The sequence below is a fragment of the Pseudomonas sp. P867 genome, from assembly GCF_019891455.1.
Taxonomy (GTDB): Bacteria; Pseudomonadota; Gammaproteobacteria; order Pseudomonadales; family Pseudomonadaceae; genus Aquipseudomonas; species Aquipseudomonas synxantha_A.
On sequence record NZ_JAFLXB010000002.1, the window covers coordinates 1 to 17,720 of the forward strand.

General features: G+C 60.1%; 16 protein-coding genes. 4 read left to right on the forward strand and 12 right to left on the reverse strand.

Annotated features, from left to right (window positions below):
* Both J1G33_RS03480 and J1G33_RS03485 read right to left on the reverse strand, forming a co-directional pair.
* A partial coding sequence (locus J1G33_RS03480) for a hypothetical protein (protein WP_223017701.1) occupies positions 1–473 on the reverse strand: 473 nt, incomplete at its 3' end.
* 194 nt (positions 474–667) lie between these two features.
* A complete protein-coding gene (locus tag J1G33_RS03485; RefSeq protein WP_223017702.1) occupies positions 668–1,240 on the reverse strand; it encodes a DUF2780 domain-containing protein in 573 nt (190 codons plus the stop codon).
* Positions 1,241–1,376: 136 nt separating this feature from the next.
* Between J1G33_RS03485 and J1G33_RS03490 the strand changes: the two genes are divergently transcribed.
* Positions 1,377–1,835 carry an anti-sigma factor gene (locus tag J1G33_RS03490; RefSeq protein ID WP_005792120.1) on the forward strand — a complete coding sequence of 153 codons (459 nt, stop codon included), beginning with the start codon at positions 1,377–1,379 and terminating at the stop codon, positions 1,833–1,835.
* 202 nt (positions 1,836–2,037) lie between these two features.
* On the opposite strand, the gene fdhA is transcribed toward J1G33_RS03490, so the two are convergent.
* The 8 genes from fdhA to J1G33_RS03530 all read right to left on the reverse strand — a co-directional run bounded on the left by fdhA (position 2,038) and on the right by J1G33_RS03530 (position 11,870).
* Positions 2,038–3,237 carry a formaldehyde dehydrogenase, glutathione-independent gene (fdhA, locus tag J1G33_RS03495; RefSeq protein ID WP_005792122.1) on the reverse strand — a complete coding sequence of 400 codons (1,200 nt, stop codon included), beginning with the start codon at positions 3,235–3,237 and terminating at the stop codon, positions 2,038–2,040.
* Between the two features lie 186 nt (positions 3,238–3,423).
* Entirely contained in the window at positions 3,424–4,281 is an 858-nt protein-coding gene (gene purU, locus J1G33_RS03500) for a formyltetrahydrofolate deformylase (RefSeq protein WP_005792124.1), read from the reverse strand.
* Positions 4,282–4,291: 10 nt separating this feature from the next.
* On the reverse strand, positions 4,292–4,924 hold the full coding sequence (soxG, locus tag J1G33_RS03505) for a sarcosine oxidase subunit gamma family protein (RefSeq protein ID WP_032879088.1): 633 nt from the start codon (positions 4,922–4,924) through the stop codon (positions 4,292–4,294).
* A 123-nt stretch (positions 4,925–5,047) separates the two neighbouring features.
* A complete protein-coding gene (locus tag J1G33_RS03510) occupies positions 5,048–8,065 on the reverse strand; it encodes a sarcosine oxidase subunit alpha (protein ID WP_032879087.1) in 3,018 nt (1,005 codons plus the stop codon).
* Complete coding sequence (locus J1G33_RS03515; protein WP_003194855.1) at positions 8,062–8,364, reverse strand: sarcosine oxidase subunit delta; 303 nt, start codon at positions 8,362–8,364, stop codon at positions 8,062–8,064. The genes J1G33_RS03510 and J1G33_RS03515 overlap by 4 nt, the downstream gene beginning before the upstream one ends.
* 15 nt (positions 8,365–8,379) lie before the next feature.
* The gene (locus tag J1G33_RS03520; protein WP_003176546.1) at positions 8,380–9,630 is read right to left on the reverse strand and encodes a sarcosine oxidase subunit beta; all 1,251 of its coding nucleotides are present in this window, start codon (positions 9,628–9,630) and stop codon (positions 8,380–8,382) included.
* Positions 9,631–9,652: 22 nt separating this feature from the next.
* Positions 9,653–10,906 carry a serine hydroxymethyltransferase gene (gene glyA, locus J1G33_RS03525; protein ID WP_032879086.1) on the reverse strand — a complete coding sequence of 418 codons (1,254 nt, stop codon included), beginning with the start codon at positions 10,904–10,906 and terminating at the stop codon, positions 9,653–9,655.
* A 235-nt stretch (positions 10,907–11,141) separates the two neighbouring features.
* Positions 11,142–11,870, reverse strand: coding sequence for a TraX family protein (locus tag J1G33_RS03530; protein ID WP_148854074.1), 729 nt, complete (start codon positions 11,868–11,870; stop codon positions 11,142–11,144).
* Between the two features lie 90 nt (positions 11,871–11,960).
* On the opposite strand from J1G33_RS03530, the gene J1G33_RS03535 reads away from it, so the two are divergent.
* Both J1G33_RS03535 and J1G33_RS03540 read left to right on the forward strand, forming a co-directional pair.
* Positions 11,961–13,001: a low specificity L-threonine aldolase gene (locus tag J1G33_RS03535; RefSeq protein ID WP_032879081.1), complete on the forward strand. Its 1,041-nt coding sequence runs from the start codon at positions 11,961–11,963 to the stop codon at positions 12,999–13,001.
* A 193-nt stretch (positions 13,002–13,194) separates the two neighbouring features.
* Complete coding sequence (locus J1G33_RS03540) at positions 13,195–13,395, forward strand: hypothetical protein (protein ID WP_032879079.1); 201 nt, start codon at positions 13,195–13,197, stop codon at positions 13,393–13,395.
* Positions 13,396–13,489: 94 nt separating this feature from the next.
* On the opposite strand, the gene gbcB is transcribed toward J1G33_RS03540, so the two are convergent.
* Positions 13,490–14,590, reverse strand: coding sequence for a glycine-betaine demethylase subunit GbcB (gbcB, locus tag J1G33_RS03545; protein WP_032879077.1), 1,101 nt, complete (start codon positions 14,588–14,590; stop codon positions 13,490–13,492).
* Between the two features lie 281 nt (positions 14,591–14,871).
* Between gbcB and gbcA the strand changes: the two genes are divergently transcribed.
* A complete protein-coding gene (gene gbcA, locus J1G33_RS03550; protein WP_032879076.1) occupies positions 14,872–16,167 on the forward strand; it encodes a glycine-betaine demethylase subunit GbcA in 1,296 nt (431 codons plus the stop codon).
* 778 nt (positions 16,168–16,945) lie between these two features.
* On the opposite strand, the gene J1G33_RS03555 is transcribed toward gbcA, so the two are convergent.
* On the reverse strand, positions 16,946–17,716 hold the full coding sequence (locus J1G33_RS03555) for an electron transfer flavoprotein subunit beta (protein ID WP_223017703.1): 771 nt from the start codon (positions 17,714–17,716) through the stop codon (positions 16,946–16,948).
* Positions 17,717–17,720 lie beyond the last annotated feature (4 nt).

The window sequence follows — 17,720 nt, forward strand, 5'->3', positions numbered from 1 at the left end:
TGCACGCCGCCTTCAGGCAACGGTTTGTCTACCGGCCACTCTTTAGCAGCAGTGACTGCTTCTGGTTGACCGTCCGCACCCTTCACAAGGTGCACGCCGCCTTCAGGCAACGGTTTGTCTACCGGCCACTCTTTAGCAGCAGTGACTGCTTCTGGTTGACCGTCCGCACCCTTCACAAGGTGCACGCCGCCTTCAGGCAACAGTTTGTCTGCCGGCCACTCTTTGGCCCGAGCATTGGTAGAACCCGAGATTTGTTGCAGCCCAGACATCAAGTTATTGAGTGCCCGCTCAGGATTCGATCCATTAGCGACGGCACTCAGATCGTTGCGCAAGTTCTGCAACAAATTCGCGCTCAACCCCAGGTTATGCAACACATTGTGGTCGATCAGCCCAGCCTTGCTGGCCGGCACATTGGCGCCAACCTGGTTGTATATATTCTGGAGTGTGGTTTGCAGCTGGTTAATAGAACTCATCAGGCACCATGTAGTTAGTTCGTCGATTGACCTTCGAACAGCACCACGTGATGCTGCGAAAGTTACTACTACGTGGCACCCAACTTTCCTGCCGTTCCTACTGGTTCACTACAATTTATTTCGTCCACATCCAACGCATCATGAAAGATGATTCAGAAATAACTATAGGAAACGCGATTCTCGGAGAAGGCCGCTTAACTGCTGGCCCCCCAAGCCTGGGCAAGCTTGCCCAGCACCGAGTCGCTGGCGCCTTGCCCGCCCAGGTATTTGAGGATCACCGGGGCAAACTGGCTTACCATGCCACTGTCCATGCCCAAGGCACTGAACGCGGTATTCAGGTCGTTGGTGTTCTTCACGTTACCCAGCAAACCATCAAGGCCGCTGGTCTTGCTGCCGCCGCTCTGGCCGAGCATCCCGCTTAAAGCGCCGAGGCTGCCCAATGCGTTGTTACCCGACAATTGATCGAGGCCCGGCACGCTGTTGCCCAGTTTCGAATAGTCGTTGCCGCTCAGTTTGTTCTTGGCCAGGCCCAGCATGGCGCCCGTGCCGCCCACCGCTTGCTCGGGGGTGATGTTCAGTTGCGAGGTCAGGGCGCTCAGCAGGCCGGCCGTTTCGGACGAGGGTGCGGCGGCAGCGGCTTTGTTGTTGCCACCCTGCATACCGGAAATCGCGTTGGCTGCATCGCCAAGGCTGAAACCTGCGGCGAACACCGGGCCGGCGGCCATGGACAGCAGGCAGGAAAGGGCAAAACCGCGTGAAATCTTCATCAATACAACCTCAGGAGATGGATGCAAAAGCAAGCGTTGGACTAGGTATCCCGTCGGTTGTTCCAGGCCCTGCCCGGAACCCAATCGGGATAATCGGGTCCATGGACAGACTACAAAATTTGTCGAGAAGAGACTTATGACTGCGATCCAACCCCAAGTGATTGAGCAAAAGCCTCCATTCTGGAGCCGCCCACGCCTGTTCATCGGCGCCTGTGTGGTGGTGGTTGCCGGTATCGGCGGCGCGCTCTACACCCAGGACAGCGTCAAATCCGCGGCAACGCTGGTGAACACTACCCAGCAGCCGGCCGCGCAAATCATGGCCCACAAAGATTATCTTGAAGTGCAGCCGATTGCCTCCACGGCGCCGGCGCCAGACCAAAGCCTGGAGCTGTGGGCAATCCCTAAAGATGGCACACCGGTGTCGCTGGGCCTGTTGCCGGAAGACGGCGAGGGCATCATCGGCCTGAACCCGCGCCAGCAGGAAACCATCAGCAAGCCGGTGGAGTTGATGGTGAGTTCGGAGACCAAGGGTGGCTCCATCAGCAAACAACCGACAGGCCCGACTGTATACCAGGGCGCACTGGCCACTCGCTGATTCCTAAACACCATAAAACCCTTGTGGGAGGGGGCTTGCTCCCGATAGCGGCAGGCCAGTTACAGCAGTACCGACTGACCCACCGCTATCGAGAGCAAGCCCCCTCCCACATTTGATCTTCATCAGCCGGCGTTTGCAGGCTTAAGCGCAGACGCAAAAAAGGGCGACCCAAGGGTCGCCCTTTGTCATTTGCCCAACGCTTTTACGCCGCACTGAACAACTTATGCGGATCAATCACAAACTTCTTCGGTACACCCGCGTCGAACTCGCCATACCCGCGTGGCGCATCGTCCAGGCTGATCACCTGCACGCCGACGATCTCGGCGATATTGATCCGGTCCCACATGATCGCCTGCATCAGTTGGCGGTTGTACTTCATCACTGGCGTCTGCCCGGTGTGGAAGCTGTGGGATTTGGCCCAACCCAGACCGAAGCGAATGCTCAGGCTGCCCATTTTCGCGGCGGCATCGACAGCACCCGGATCTTCGGTGACGTAAAGGCCAGGGATACCGATCTTGCCTGCCACACGCACCACGCCCATCAGTGAGTTGAGCACGGTGGCCGGGGCTTCGGCCTTGACACCGTCGTGGCCATGGCCGCGTGCTTCAAAGCCTACGCAGTCGACGGCGCAATCCACTTCCGGTTCGCCCAGCAACGCAGCAATCTGTTCGTGCAGCGGCGTATCGGTGGACAGGTCGACGATTTCAAAACCCTGGGCCTTGGCGTGGGCCAGGCGGATGGAATTGACGTCGCCAATGATTACAACGGCTGCACCCAACAGCCGTGCCGAGGCAGCAGCGGCCAGACCGACCGGGCCGGCACCAGCAATGTAAACGGTGCTGCCCGGGCCAACGCCGGCAGTGACGGCGCCGTGGTAGCCGGTAGGCAGGATGTCGGAGAGGCAGGTCAGGTCACGGATTTTCTCCATGGCCTTGTCGCGGTCCGGCAGTTTGAGCAGGTTGAAGTCGGCGTACGGCACCAGCACGTACTCGGCCTGGCCGCCGGTCCAGTCGCCCATGTCGACGTAGCCGTAGGCACCACCGGCACGCGCCGGGTTGACGGTCAGGCATACGCCGGTGTGTTGCTCCTTGCACGAGCGGCAGCGGCCGCACGCGACGTTGAACGGCACGGAAACCAGGTCGCCGATTTTCAGGTTCTCGACGTCGCTGCCCTTCTCGATCACTTCGCCGGTGATTTCATGCCCCAGCACCAGGCCGGTCTGGGCAGTAGTGCGGCCACGCACCATGTGTTGGTCGGAGCCGCAGATGTTGGTGGAGACCACGCGCAGGATGACGCCGTGCTCAATCTTCCTGCCGCGCGGGTCCTGCATTTTGGGATAGTCGATTTTCTGTACTTCGACCTTGCCGTTGCCGAGATACACGACACCACGATTACCAGACATGCTTTCACCTCGCTGTTGTTTTTATGGAACTGCGTTGCCGCTTGGGTGGGCAGCGCGTTAGTGCTCGGGTACAGATGCTGTTTCTTGTGTTGCTTGTAAGGGCCTCATCGCAGGCAAGCCAGCTCCCACAGTGGATCGGGTTCACACATCCTGGAATGTGGGAGCTGGCTTGCCTGCGATAGCGATCTAAAGAACGACGGTGCGATTGGCATTCAAGAACACCCGCCGCTCAATGTGATACCCCACCGCACGCGCCAATGTGAGCCCTTCGATATCACGGCCCTTGGCGATCAAATCCTCGGGATAGTGGCTGTGATCAACCACCTCCACACCCTGGGCGATGATCGGCCCCTCATCCAGATCATTGTTGATGTAATGCGCCGTGGCCCCCACCAGTTTCACGCCCTTGTTGTACGCCTGGTGATACGGCTTGGCGCCCTTGAACCCCGGCAGCAACGAGTGATGAATGTTGATGGCCTTGCCATCCAGCTTGCGGCACAGCTCCGGCGACAGCACCTGCATGTAGCGCGCAAGGATCACCAGTTCGGCGCCGGTGTCTTCCACCACTTGCCACACCTGCCGCTCCTGGGATGGTTTGTCGTTGGGGTCGAGCGGGAAATGGTAGTAGGGAATCTGGTGCCAGTCGGCCAACGGCTTGAGATCGGGGTGGTTGGACACCACCGCGACCACGTCCATCGACAGTTGGCCGATACGCTGGCGGTACAGCAGGTCGTTGAGGCAGTGATCGGCCTTGGAGACCATGATCACCACTTTCGGCCGATAGTTCGGCGCCGTCAGCTCGAAGATCATGCCGAAGGCTTCACCACGGGTCGCCAGGCCATCGCGGAACGCCTGCTCGTCAAAACCGTCAGGCTGACGAAACTCCACACGAATGAAAAACCGGCCCGAGAGACGATCATCAAACGAGTGGTGCTCAGTGACGTAGCAGCCCTGCTCGAACAGGTAGCGGGTGACCGCGTCCACCGTGCCGAGCACGCTGGGGCAGTCGGCGGTCAAAATCCATGTATCGGGTGCGCGGCTCATGGGCGATTCCTCAGGCTTGAACGCTCAGACCGAATTCGGCCGAGGCATCCTGCAGCCACAACCACCAGTAATCGGAGAAGCTGCGACGGATCAGCAGTTCCCAGGTGTCTTCAGCGGTATGGCGGATCACCAATTGCGACTTGGCGAACACCGTGCCCACCGCCTTGCCCACCGGGAAATTATTGGGGTGTACGTCGTAGCTGGTGGACTTCATCAGCACATCGCGCACGTTAGGGCCGCTGAGCTCGAGAATCTGCTGGCCGCCGCTGACGTTGACGATCTGGATGTGCAAATCCCCCAAGGCGGCACGCAGGTTTTGTTCAGCGGCAAATTCATCGCCGCTCGGCACGATCAGCAGCCACTCGTCCGGGCCAAGCCATTGCAGGCTGGTCTCGCCGTTGACGGTCACGCTTAGCGGGCCGGGCAGTTCAATGCCGACGGCCTGGAGTACGCCAGCGGCGAAGGCGGCATCATGGCCATCGCCACGGATAGTCAGGTGGCCGAGGAGTTTCTTTTCACGCACGGTCACGCCGGCGTTCTTGCGGCCCTTGCCGACCAGGCTGGCGAGGTCTGCATGGTGCAGCGACGACTCGGCCTTGGCGCTGGTGGTGGGGCGTTGTTGGTAAACATTGGCTGCTGTCATAAAGCACCTTTCCTGAATTCTGTGGTGACTGTTCTGGCCTCATCGGGAGCAAGCCCCCTCCCACACTTGGAATGCATTCCCCTGTGGGAGCTGGCTTGCCTGCGATGGCCGCGACGCGGTCTATCAAATGTTCTGGCGATCACCTTTCGGGTCAAAGAACACCGAGGACACAATCTCCGCCTCGATCACGCTGCCATCGGCCTGCGGTGAGAACACCCGCTCACCGATGCGCTTCAAGCCGCCCTTCACCACGCCCATGGCAAACGAATAACCCAGGGAGTTGTGCGCATAGCTTGAAGTGACGTGACCGACCATCTTCATCGGAATCGTCTGCTTTGGATCGAACACCAACTGCGCGCCTTCCGGCAGCCATACGTTTGGATCAATCGGCTTCAAGCCCACCAGTTGCTTACGCTCTTCACGCACACAGTCTTCGCGATTCATGCCGCGCCAGCCGATCCACGAGAACGGTTTGGTACGGCCTACGCACCAGCCCATGTTCAGGTCGTCCGGGGTCATCGAGCCGTCGGTGTCTTGCCCGACGATGATGAAGCCCTTCTCGGCGCGCAGGACGTGCATGGTCTCGGTGCCGTACGGGGTCAGGTTGTACTTTTTGCCGGCCTCGACGATCTTTTCCAGCACGCCCATGGCGTAGTCGGCCTGCACGTTGACTTCGTACGACAGCTCACCGGTAAACGAGATACGGAACACCCGCGCCGGTACACCGCCGACCAAACCTTCCTTCCAGGTCATGAACGGGAAGCCATCCTTGTCCAGGTCGATGTCGGTGACTTCCGCCAGCAGCTTGCGGCTGTTGGGGCCGGACAGGGTCATGGTCGCCCAATGGTCCGTGACCGAGGTGAAGTACACCTTGAGGTCAGGCCATTCGGTCTGTTGGTAGATTTCCAGCCACTGGAGAACGCGGGCGGCGCCGCCGGTGGTGGTGGTCATCAGGAAGTGGTTGTCGGCCAGACAGGCAGTGACGCCGTCGTCGAAGACCATGCCGTCTTCCTTGCACATCAGACCGTAGCGCGCCTTGCCCACATCGAGCTTGGTCCAGGCGTTGCTGTAGATGCGGTTGAGGAACTCACGCGCATCCGGGCCCTGGATATCGATCTTGCCGAGGGTGGAGGCATCCAGCAGGCCGACGCTGTCACGCACCGCCAGGCATTCGCGCTTCACCGCGGCGTGCAGATCTTCACCGTTACGCGGGAAATACCATGGGCGTTTCCACTGGCCGACATCCTCAAACTCGGCGCCGTTCTTCACGTGCCAGGCTTGCAGCGCGGTGTAGCGCACCGGTTCGAAAATGTGCCCACAGTGACGGCCCGCCACCGCGCCGAACGTCACTGGCGTGTAGTTGGGACGGAACATGGTGGTGCCCATCTGCGGGATGGTCACGTTCAGCGAACGGGCGGCGATGGCCAGGCCGTTGACGTTACCCAGCTTGCCCTGGTCAGTACCGAAGCCCAGCGCGGTGTAGCGTTTGACGTGCTCGACCGATTCGAAACCTTCGCGGGTGGCCAGTTCGATGGCGGCTGCGGTGACGTCATTTTGCAGGTCGACAAATTGCTTCGGCGCCCGTGCAGTGGCTTTTTCGTGGGGCACCTGGAACAGCGCCAGCGTCGGCTCTTCCAGACGGCTCAAGGCTTTAGGCAGCACACCTTCCACCGGCGCAAAACCGGCTTCACTGGCCGCACGCACGCCACCTTCAAAACCATCGGCGAGGGAATCGCCAAGGCCGTAGACACCGTTGATACCGCCGACGCACACGCGTTTCTGCGGTGCTTCGCCCGGTACAAACCCGAGGATATCTTCACGCCAGGTCGGCTTGCCGCCCAGGTGCGAGGCCAAGTGGACCACCGGGCTGTAACCGCCTGAACTGGCGACCAGGTCGCAGTCCAGCCACTCGCCGGGGCTGGTGACTTTATGCGCTTTCACATCGATCGCGGCCACGCGGGCAGCGGTCACATGCTTGCTGCCACGCGCTTCGATCACGGCGCTGCCGGTGAGGATGCGAATGCCTTTGGCGCGTGCTTCTTCCACCAGCGCGCCACGTGGGTTGTGACGGGCATCAGCCACCGCCACCACCGAAAGGCCTGCATCAAACCAGTCCAGCGCGACGCGATAGGCATGGTCGTTGTTGGTCGACAGCAGCAGTTTTTTGCCCGGCGCCACACCGTAGCGGCGCACATAGGTAGAGACCGCTCCGGCCAGCATATTGCCCGGCACATCGTTGTTGCCGTACACCAGCGGACGCTCGCACGCACCGGTGGCCAGCACCACGCGCTTGGCACGCACACGGTGGATACGCTGACGCACCACGCCAATCGGCGCACGGTCACCGAGGTGATCGGTGAGGCGCTCGTGAATGGTCAGGAAGTTATGGTCGTGGTAGCCGTTGACGGTGGCGCGGGGCAGCAGTACCACGTCCGGCAGGGCTTTCAATTCGGCAATGACGCTGGCAACCCACTCAGTGGCCGGCTTGCCGTCGAGGCTTTCACGGGAATCGAGCAGCGAGCCACCGAACTCTTCCTGCTCGTCGGCGATGATCACCCGCGCACCGCTGCGCGCAGCGGCCAATGCAGCCGCGAGGCCGGCAGGGCCTGCGCCCACGACCAGCACGTCGCAATGACGGTTGAAGTTGTCGTAGGTGTCCGGGTCGTTCTCGGTCGGCGAGCGGCCTAAGCCTGCGGCCTTGCGGATGTACTTCTCGTAGGTCATCCAGAACGACTGCGGGTACATGAACGTTTTGTAGTAGAAGCCCGGCGGCATCAGCTTGCCGCCGACCTTGCCGAGAATGCCCATCACGTCGTTGTTAACGTTCGGCCAGCCGTTGGTGCTGGTGGCAACCAGGCCCTGGTACAGCGCCTGTTGGGTGGCGCGCACGTTAGGAATTTGCGTGGCTTCGGTAGCACCGATCTGCAGCACTGCGTTCGGCTCTTCGGCGCCGGCGGCAAAGATGCCGCGAGGGCGCGAGTACTTGAAACTGCGGCCGATGATGTCGACGCCGTTGGCCAGCAACGCGGCGGCCAGGGTATCGCCTTCAAAGCCTTTGTAAGTCTGGCCGTTGAAACTGAAAGTCAGGACTTTATTGCGGTCGATGCGGCCACCGTTGGACAGGCGATTGATCTGGCTCATACCTTCTCTCCAGAAGCCTTGGCGGTGAACTGGGGTTTTTCGCCAATCTTGTAGGTTTCAAGAATTTCGTAGGTGACGGTGTCGCGGGTGGCATTGAAGTACTGGCGGCAACCGGCGGCATGGATCCACAGTTCGTGGTGCAGGCCGCGAGGGTTGTCGCGGAAGAACATGTAATCGCCCCACTGCTCGTCGGTGCAGGCATTCGGGTCCAGCGGGCGCGGGATGTGCGCTTGGCCGGACGCGTGGAATTCCTCTTCGGAGCGCAGTTCGCCGCAGTGAGGACAGAAGATATGCAACATAGGGAATTTCTCCTGTTAGTGGGCGACGGCCGCAGCGCCATGTTCATCGATCAACGCACCGTTGTGGAAACGGTCGATGGAGAAAGGTGCGGCCAGCGGGTGCATTTCACCCTTGGCCAGGCTCGCAGCAAACACGTTGCCTGAGCCCGGCGTGGCCTTGAAGCCACCGGTGCCCCAACCGCAGTTGAAGAACATGTTCGGTACCGGGGTCTTGGAGATGATCGGGCAGGCATCCGGCGTGGTGTCGACGATGCCGCCCCACTGGCGGTTCATGCGCACCCGCGACAGCACCGGGAACATCTCGACGATGGCCTGAATGGTGTGCTCAATGACCGGGTACGAACCACGCTGGCCGTAGCCGTTGTAGCCGTCGATACCGGCACCGATCACCAGGTCGCCCTTGTCGGACTGGCTGATGTAGCCGTGCACGGCGTTGGACATGATCACGCTGTCGATAATCGGCTTGATCGGCTCCGACACCAACGCTTGCAACGGGTGGGATTCGATCGGCAGGCGGAAACCGGCCAGCGAGGCCATGTGCCCGGAGTTACCAGCAGTGACGACGCCGACGCGCTTGGCGCCGATAAAGCCCTTGTTGGTCTCCACACCGATGCACACGCCGTTTTCCTTGCGGAACCCGATCACCTCGGTTTGCTGGATCAAGTCCACGCCCAAGGCATCGGCAGCACGGGCAAAGCCCCAGGCCACGGCATCGTGACGGGCCACGCCGCCGCGCCGTTGCACGGTGGCGCCCAGCACGGGGTAGCGGGTGTTTTTCGAGCAGTCCAGGTATGGAATCTCGTCAGCTACTTGCTGGGCATTGAGCAGTTCGCCGTCCACGCCGTTGAGGCGGTTGGCGCTCACACGGCGTTCGGAGTCGCGGATGTCTTGCAGGGTGTGGCACAGGTTGTACACGCCACGCTGGGAGAACATCACGTTGTAGTTGAGGTCCTGAGACAAACCTTCCCAGAGTTTCATCGCATGTTCGTACAAATGCGCGGACTCGTCCCACAGGTAGTTGGAACGCACGATGGTGGTATTGCGCGCAGTGTTACCGCCGCCCAGCCAGCCTTTCTCGACCACGGCCACGTTGGTGATGCCGTGCTCCTTGGCCAGGTAGTAGGCGGTCGCCAGACCATGCCCGCCGCCACCGACGATGACCACGTCGTAGACTTTTTTCGGGGTGGGCGTGCGCCACATTTTCTGCCAGTTTTCGTGATGGCTGAGGGAGTGCTTGAAGAGGCCGAAGCCTGAGTAGCGTTGCATAGTCATTACTCCAAAACCGCGCTCAGCGATAAACCGGAAAATCAGCGCACAGGGCAGACACGTGTTTGGCCACGTTGGCCTCGACATCGGCATCGCCGAGGTTGTCGAGGATGTCGCAGATCCAGCCGGCCAACTCGATGCACTGCGGCACCTTGAAACCACGGGTGGTCACCGCCGGAGTGCCGATGCGCAGGCCCGAGGTCACGAACGGCGACTGCGGGTCATTCGGCACGGCGTTCTTGTTGACGGTGATGTGGGCGCGACCGAGGGCGGCGTCCGCGTCTTTGCCAGTGAGGCCCTGACGGATCAGGCTGACCAGGAACAAGTGGTTATCGGTGCCGCCGGAGACCACATCGTAGCCACGCTTGATGAACACCTCGGCCATCGCCTGGGCGTTGTCGATCACTTGTTGCTGATACGCTTTGAAGCCGGGCTCCAGCGCTTCCTTGAAGCACACCGCCTTGCCGGCGATCACATGCATCAGCGGGCCGCCCTGGGCACCGGGGAACACCGCAGCATTGAGTTTCTTTTCAATCGCTTCGTTGGCCTTGGCCAGAATCAGGCCGCCCCGAGGACCGCGCAGGGTCTTGTGGGTAGTGGTAGTGACCACGTCGGCGTAGGGCAGCGGGTTGGGGTACAGGCCGGCGGCCACCAGGCCGGCGACGTGGGCCATGTCGACGAACAGCAGCGCGCCCACTTTGTCGGCAATCTGACGGAAGCGTGGGAAATCCAGGGTTTTGGAGTAGGCAGAGAAACCGGCCACCACCATCTTCGGCTGGTGCTCGACCGCCAGGCGCTCGACTTCGTCGTAGTCGATCAGGCCGGTGTCGGTGTTGATGCCGTATTGCACTGCGTTGTACAGCTTGCCCGAGGACGATACTTTGGCACCGTGAGTCAGGTGACCGCCGTGGGCCAGGCTCATGCCCAGAATGGTGTCGCCGGCATTGATCAGCGCCAGGTACACCGCGCTGTTGGCGGACGAACCGGAGTGCGGCTGCACGTTGGCGTAATCGGCGCCGAACAGCTGCTTGGCGCGCTCGATGGCCAGTGCCTCGACCTTGTCCACATGCTCGCAGCCACCGTAGTAGCGCTTGCCCGGGTAGCCTTCGGCGTATTTGTTGGTCAGGCCGCTGCCTTGGGCTTGCATCACGCGTTTGCTGGTGTAGTTCTCCGACGCGATCAGCTCGATATGATCTTCCTGACGCTGCTCCTCGGCATTCATGGCTGCCAGCAGTGCGTCGTCATATCCCTGGATCTGGTCTTGTTTGCTGAACATCGCGTCTCTCCCAGCCTTTCGTATTGTTGAAGCCCTCGCAGGGCCCTTTGATGCGATGGTAGGGCTGGCGCGTACAGGTCAAATGCCTGCGCACGCCACGCAAAGGTGCGTTTACGACATGGACTGAAGAATGTGCAAAGCTTGTGTGGGAGCTGGCTTGCCTGCGATGGCATCGCTGCGGTGCAACTGGCAGACCGAGGTGTCTGCATCGCAGGCAAGCCAGCTCCCACAGGGGTCAGGCGATGAGCTTGCGAACGAGTAGCAACAGAAGAAAATGCATGGGATACAGGGCATAGGCCCAGCGCCGCATGGCGGGTGGCTTGGCGTTTTTGCCATGTCGCAATAAGACCAATCCTGCCAGCGGCGCAATCAGACATGCAGCCAACCCCAACTGCGCCACAGGCGTGCCGCTATTCAGCAGAATCTGCCATTGATTCGCGGCGACACAGACCAGCCCCGGCAGCACGCTGAAATACCAAGGCCGGCGAAACACCAACAGCATCGCCAGTGGCAGCAATACACCAAAGAAACCGAACATCAACTGGGTTGAAAACACAGCTGCTATTGTGACGGCGATCAGCGCCAATCCTCGATCAACCAACGCCTTCTGCTGCCAACCTCGGGCAACCAGCAGGCCCAGCGCCAGAGTCGGCAACACGTTCAAGGTATCGGCATCTTCGATGAACATCCGATAAGGCACTTCGCTGATCACGCTGAACAGCAGCAACCACCCCAGGTAGCGCCGATGGCCGGTCACCGGAGCGTTCCGGGCCCTGTGCAAATTGGCCGCAATCGCCAGGCAAAACCACGGGAACGCCAGACGCCCAGGCACATACAGCCCATCCAGGCTCAACCCCACATAGCGCAGGTGATCGAGCACCATGCTCAGCAGCGCCAGCCACTTGAGTAAGTCCAAAGCGCCATCTCGGACACGTCCGACAGGCAAGGTGTGAGTACCGTGCATAATTCCCCAACGACTTTGCATTTACAGAGCGTGCGCGCCCCTGACAATCTTGGTTAAAGTGCGCACCAACATCGACCACAGGAATGGGCCATGACCGACAAGAGCCAACAATTCGCCAGCGACAACTATTCCGGCATCTGCCCGGAAGCCTGGGCCGCCATGGAACAAGCCAACCACGGACATCAACGCGCCTACGGTGATGACGAGTGGACCCATCGCGCCGCCGACGGTTTCCGCAATTTGTTCGAAACCGACTGCGAAGTGTTCTTCGCCTTCAACGGCACCGCCGCCAACTCCCTGGCACTGTCCTCGCTGTGCCAGAGCTACCATAGCGTGATTTGCTCGGAAACCGCCCACGTTGAAACCGACGAATGCGGCGCACCGGAGTTTTTCTCCAATGGCTCCAAGCTGCTCACTGCACGCACCGAGAACGGCAAGCTGACCCCGGAATCGATCCGCGAGATCGCCCTCAAGCGCCAGGACATCCACTACCCCAAACCGCGGGTGGTCACCCTGACCCAGGCCACCGAAGTCGGCAGCGTGTACACCCCGGAAGAAATCCGCGCCATCAGCGCCACCTGCAAAGAGCTGGGCCTGAACCTGCACATGGACGGTGCCCGCTTCTCCAACGCCTGTGCGTTCCTGGGTTGCTCACCGGCCGACCTGACCTGGAAAGCCGGGGTGGACGTGCTGTGCTTTGGCGGCACCAAGAACGGCATGGCGGTGGGTGAAGCCATCCTGTTCTTCAATCACAAGCTGGCCGAAGACTTCGACTACCGCTGCAAACAGGCTGGCCAGTTGGCATCAAAGATGCGCTTCCTGTCCGCCCCGTGGGTAGGCTTGCTGGAAAACGATGCCTGGCTCAAGCACGCACGCCACGCCAACCACTGCGCGCAATTGCTCAGCAGCCTGGTTGCGGACATCCCCGGCGTGGAATTGATGTTCCCTGTGCAAGCCAACGGCGTATTCCTGCAACTCTCGGAGCCAGCCATTGCGGGGCTTACAGCCAAGGGTTGGCGCTTCTACACCTTTATCGGTAAAGGTGGGGCGCGATTCATGTGTGCGTGGGACACAGAAGAAGAGCGTGTACGAGAATTAGCCGCCGATATCAGGGAAGTCATGAGGGCTTAACGTGGGAATTCGGCCAGCGAATACTGGCCGATTGCCAAGTCTGTTTTTTGATATTTCTGACAGCTACGCGCTGGATATTCGTTGACTAGCCTCTTGGTACCCGGAAGGAAAACGCAGTCATAACCGCCACTTTCCGGGTTCGCTACCCGCCGAATAATCGGCTGGAAACGTAAATCCAATGGAGAGCTTAATCATGGAATATCAAAGCAACGGCAACACCCTGCAAAGCGATGGCACTATCAGCACCACGGTGATTGACTGGGATGAGTTCAGGAAGTACGCAAAGATCGGCGATACGATCCGCGAGCCTTCAAGGACGCTGAGGATCTACGACAAGGTCTATGAACTGACAGCATCCGGCCAGCACTTCGTCGTGCATATCTACGCGCAGTAACTGTTAACCCTTGAAGCCCGCGCCGAAGACTCATGACCCTCGGCGCGCAGCCGACCGGCCATTCCCACGCTCCTGCGTGGGAATGTGCAGGGTATTAGAACTCGATGCGCACATCGCCCTTGGGCACGCTGCAGCACGACAGGATGTAACCTTCGGCTTCGTCTTCCTCGGTGATCCCGCCGTTGTGTTCCATCTCCACCTCCCCGCCCAGCTTCATCACCTTGCACGTGCCGCAGATACCCATGCCGCAGGCTTTGGGGATCAACAGGCCAAGCTTGGCAGCTGCTGCGTGGACAGTCTCGCCGGGGGCCACCCGAATGCTTTTGCCCGATGCGATGAACTCCACCTGGTGCAGATCCGCGAGGTCGATTTCCGGCGCATCCGCCGCTTGCTCGGCCTGCTCCACGGCGTCAGCCCGCGCTTCCGGCGGCGTCGCACCAAAGGATTCTTCGTGATAACGCGCCATATCGAAACCGGCGGTTTCCAGCAGGCGTTTCACTGCGCTCATGTAAGGCGTCGGGCCGCAACAGAATACTTCGCGCTCCAGGAAGTCCGGCACCATCAGTTCCAGCATCTTGTGATTCAGATAACCGCGGTAGCCGGCCCAGGGTTCACCCAGGCCATGCTTTTCGCAAATCAGGTGCAAGCTGAAATTGTCGATCCGCGACGCCATGTGCTCCAGCTCGCGGTGGTAGATGATGTCCTTGGGTGAACGCGCACTGTGAACAAAGGTCATGTCGACATTAGCGTTGGTGTCGTAGAACCAGCGCGCCATGGACATGACTGGGGTGATCCCCACCCCGCCGCTCAGGTACAGCACTTTCGGGCTGGGGAAGTCGATCGCGTTGAACAGCCCGACAGGTCCGTGCACCGCCAGCTCCTGGCCCTCGTGCAGCGTGTCATGCAGCCAGTTGGACACACGCCCGCCCGGTACACGCTTGATGGTTACCGAAAAGCTGTAAGGCACCGACGGTGAACTGGAGATCGTGTAGGAGCGCATGATCGGCTGGCCTTCGATTTCCAGCTCCAGGGTGACGAATTGCCCGGGCTTGAAGAAGAACAGGATCGGCTGGTCAGCCATAAAACAGAAGGTGCGCACGTCCCAGGTTTCCTGGATGACTTTGACGCAACGGACGATGTGCCGACCATTGGCCCAGGTCTGGGTGGTTACCGGATTCAGGAAATTGCTAGACATGTTGTTCTCCACCGCCGACGTCGGCCTTATGGTGGCGATTCTGCGTAACGCCGGGGCCACCCATTTACCTATCTGCGACATTCACATACTTACGGCGACCAGCCCCCAAAGACAGGGCCTTGCGCGTCGGGATCAGATTGGGCCATGTCGCCCATGGATAAGGTTCGACCCAACGCCGGGCCCACACTCGCTCCCAACAAAGACGCGTTCTTTACGCCTTGCTGCAAACCTGATCAGCCACTATTCGCCGGCCACACAGAATGGCCATGAGGACACACACGATGGACGTCACCGCAACCTTAAGCTTGGGCGATCCGCTGGAACCCGCACGCAAGGCCACCGCGCAAATGCTGCACGAGCGCGAGCGCACCTTTTCGCTGCCACAGCCGTTCTACTCTGATGAGCGGCTGTTTGATATCGACATGCAGGAGATCTTCCAGAAAGAGTGGTTGATTGCCGGCATGACCTGCGAAATCCCCACCAAGGGCAACTACCTGACCCTGCAAGTGGGCAAGAACCCGATCATCGTGATCCGTGGCGCCGAAGGCGTGGTGCATGCATTCCACAACGTCTGCCGCCACCGTGGTTCGCGCTTGTGCACCAGCGAAAAGGGCAAGGTCGCCAAACTGGTTTGCCACTACCACCAATGGACCTACGAACTGGACGGTCGCCTGTTGTTCGCCGGTACCGAGATGGGCGCCGACTTCGACATGAAGCAGTACGGCTTGAAACCGGTAAACGTGAAGACCGCCGGCGGCTACATTTTCATCAGCCTGGCCGAGACCCCGCCGGCCATCGATGACTTCCTGTCCACGCTCAGCCATTACATGGAACCCTACGACATGGAAAACACCAAGGTGGCGATCCAGACCACCTTGTTCGAAAAAGCCAACTGGAAGCTGGTGCTGGAGAACAACCGCGAGTGCTACCACTGCAACGCGTCGCACCCGGAACTACTCAAAACCCTGCTGGAATGGGACGACGTCACCGACCCGCGCGCCGACCAGGCGTTCAAGGACCACGTAGCCGCCTCCGCCGCCGCCTGGGATGCCGAGAAGATCCCTTACGCCCACGCCAGCTTCGGCCTGCGTAACCGCATCGTGCGTATGCCGCTGCTCAAGGGCACAGTGTCGATGACCCTGGACGGCAAGCAGGGCTGCGCCAAACTGATGGGCCGCATCAAGAACCCGGACCTGGGCTCGATGCGCATCCTGCACCTGCCTCATTCGTGGAACCACTGCATGGGCGACCACATCATCGTGTTCACCGTGTGGCCGATCAGCGCCCAGGAAACCATGGTCACCACCAAGTGGATCGTGCACAAGGACGCGGTGGAAGGCGTGGACTACGACGTGGAGCGCATGCGCCAGGTGTGGGACGCCACCAACGACCAGGACCGTCGCCTGGCCGAGGAGAACCAGCGCGGCATCAACTCCACCGCCTACCAGCCTGGCCCGTACTCCAAGACCTATGAGTTTGGCGTGGTGAACTTTGTGGACTGGTACAGCGAGCGCATGTTGAACAACTTGGGGGCCGCGCCTGCTCCGTACCTCAAAGGTGTGGCTGCACACGAGTAACTGACGCCCTATGGATCAAAAATGTGGGAGGGGGCTTGCTCCCGATAACGGAGTATCAGCCAATGCATGTGCAAGCTGAGCCATCCCTATCGGGAGCAAGCCCCCCCTCCCACACTTCAAGCAGACGCTGCCTACTATTTGATCAACTCTCGCGCAGACCGCTAACCCCCTGCCCTCCAGCCTTTGCCCAACAACTTATCCACAAAGCCACCCACAGCAATTGTGGGCAAGTCGGTGTGCGGCTTAAATTAAATCAAGAAAATCCGTGACTTATTTGAAACCAAGGTATCCATCCTTACCTGATCATTTATTGATCATATCTGTGCAGACCTTGATTCATATGGCCTACAGCACTAAGCGAACACCTTATCCACAGATGCACCAACAGACTTTGGGGGCAACTTTATCCAACCTGTGGAAAAGCGCACAAACCCTGCATAAATCGGGCTTCCCAGGGTTTCAATGCAGAAAAAAGCCGAAATTGATCGATTTTTGATCGACCCTCTGAAAGCCTTTGTTTACATGGCTTACAGAAGATAGCGAACATCTTATCCACAGATGCGCCAACAGACTTTGGGGGCAAGTCAGTACTGCCAACCGGGAAAACTCCTGGAAAAACCGCAGTTTAGGCTGGCTATTTTTCGTACAGAGGGCTGCAAGGCTTGATACATAGGGGGTGTGGACAACCGCGAACAGGTTATCCACAAGCGGATCAACAGCGATTGTGGGTAAACCGCAGAACTCATGCGGGAGGGAGCGCGCCCCCTCCCACAGCGGATCAGCGTACGACACCCTCTTCAATCAACAGCTTGAGAATCGCCTGAGCGCCCTCTTCAGCACTCACACCCTTGAGCACCTGCCCACCACCGCCACTGGCCTTGGCCGTGGCAGCCTTCATACGGTCGGCGCCGCTCTTGGCCTTGATCACCTTGAGACGCTTGGGCCTTGGCTTGGCCGGTTGCAGCAGGGCGCCTGTGAATAACTCGTCCTGTTCGATCTCCACCTCATGGGCCGCCAGTTCGCCACGTTGCGCCGGGCCGTATGCACTCTGGCGCGGTTTGGGCGCAGCGTTATCCACGGTGGCCAGAAACGGCAGGCGCACTTTCAGGCGCCGCCGCTGGCCGCGAGGCAAGGCTTGCAGTACATGGGCGACGCCCGCGTCGATGGATTCCACCTGGGCCAACCCTACAATCAACGGCCAACCCAATTGTTCTGCCAGCAAAAACGGCAACATGCCCGAGCCTTCGCCGGTTTCCGCCTGACTGCCGGTGAGTACCACCTGGGCGCCGGCGTCATGCAGGTATTCACTGAGTACCGGCAAGGCATCGGCGCCGGGCGGTTGTTCCAGTACATGCAGTTGCGCCAGCCCCATCCCAAGGTAGCTGCGCAAGGTCGGCTCGTTGATATCGCCGGCGTGCAGCACCTGCAACTTATCCCCAGCCATTTGCAGGCCCAGCTCGACAGCGCGGGCGTCCTGCTCCGCACGGCGCGGGCGCCCGGAAGTGGGGTGGGCGCCGATGGATACCAAGCTGATTACAGTGGTTGTCATGGTC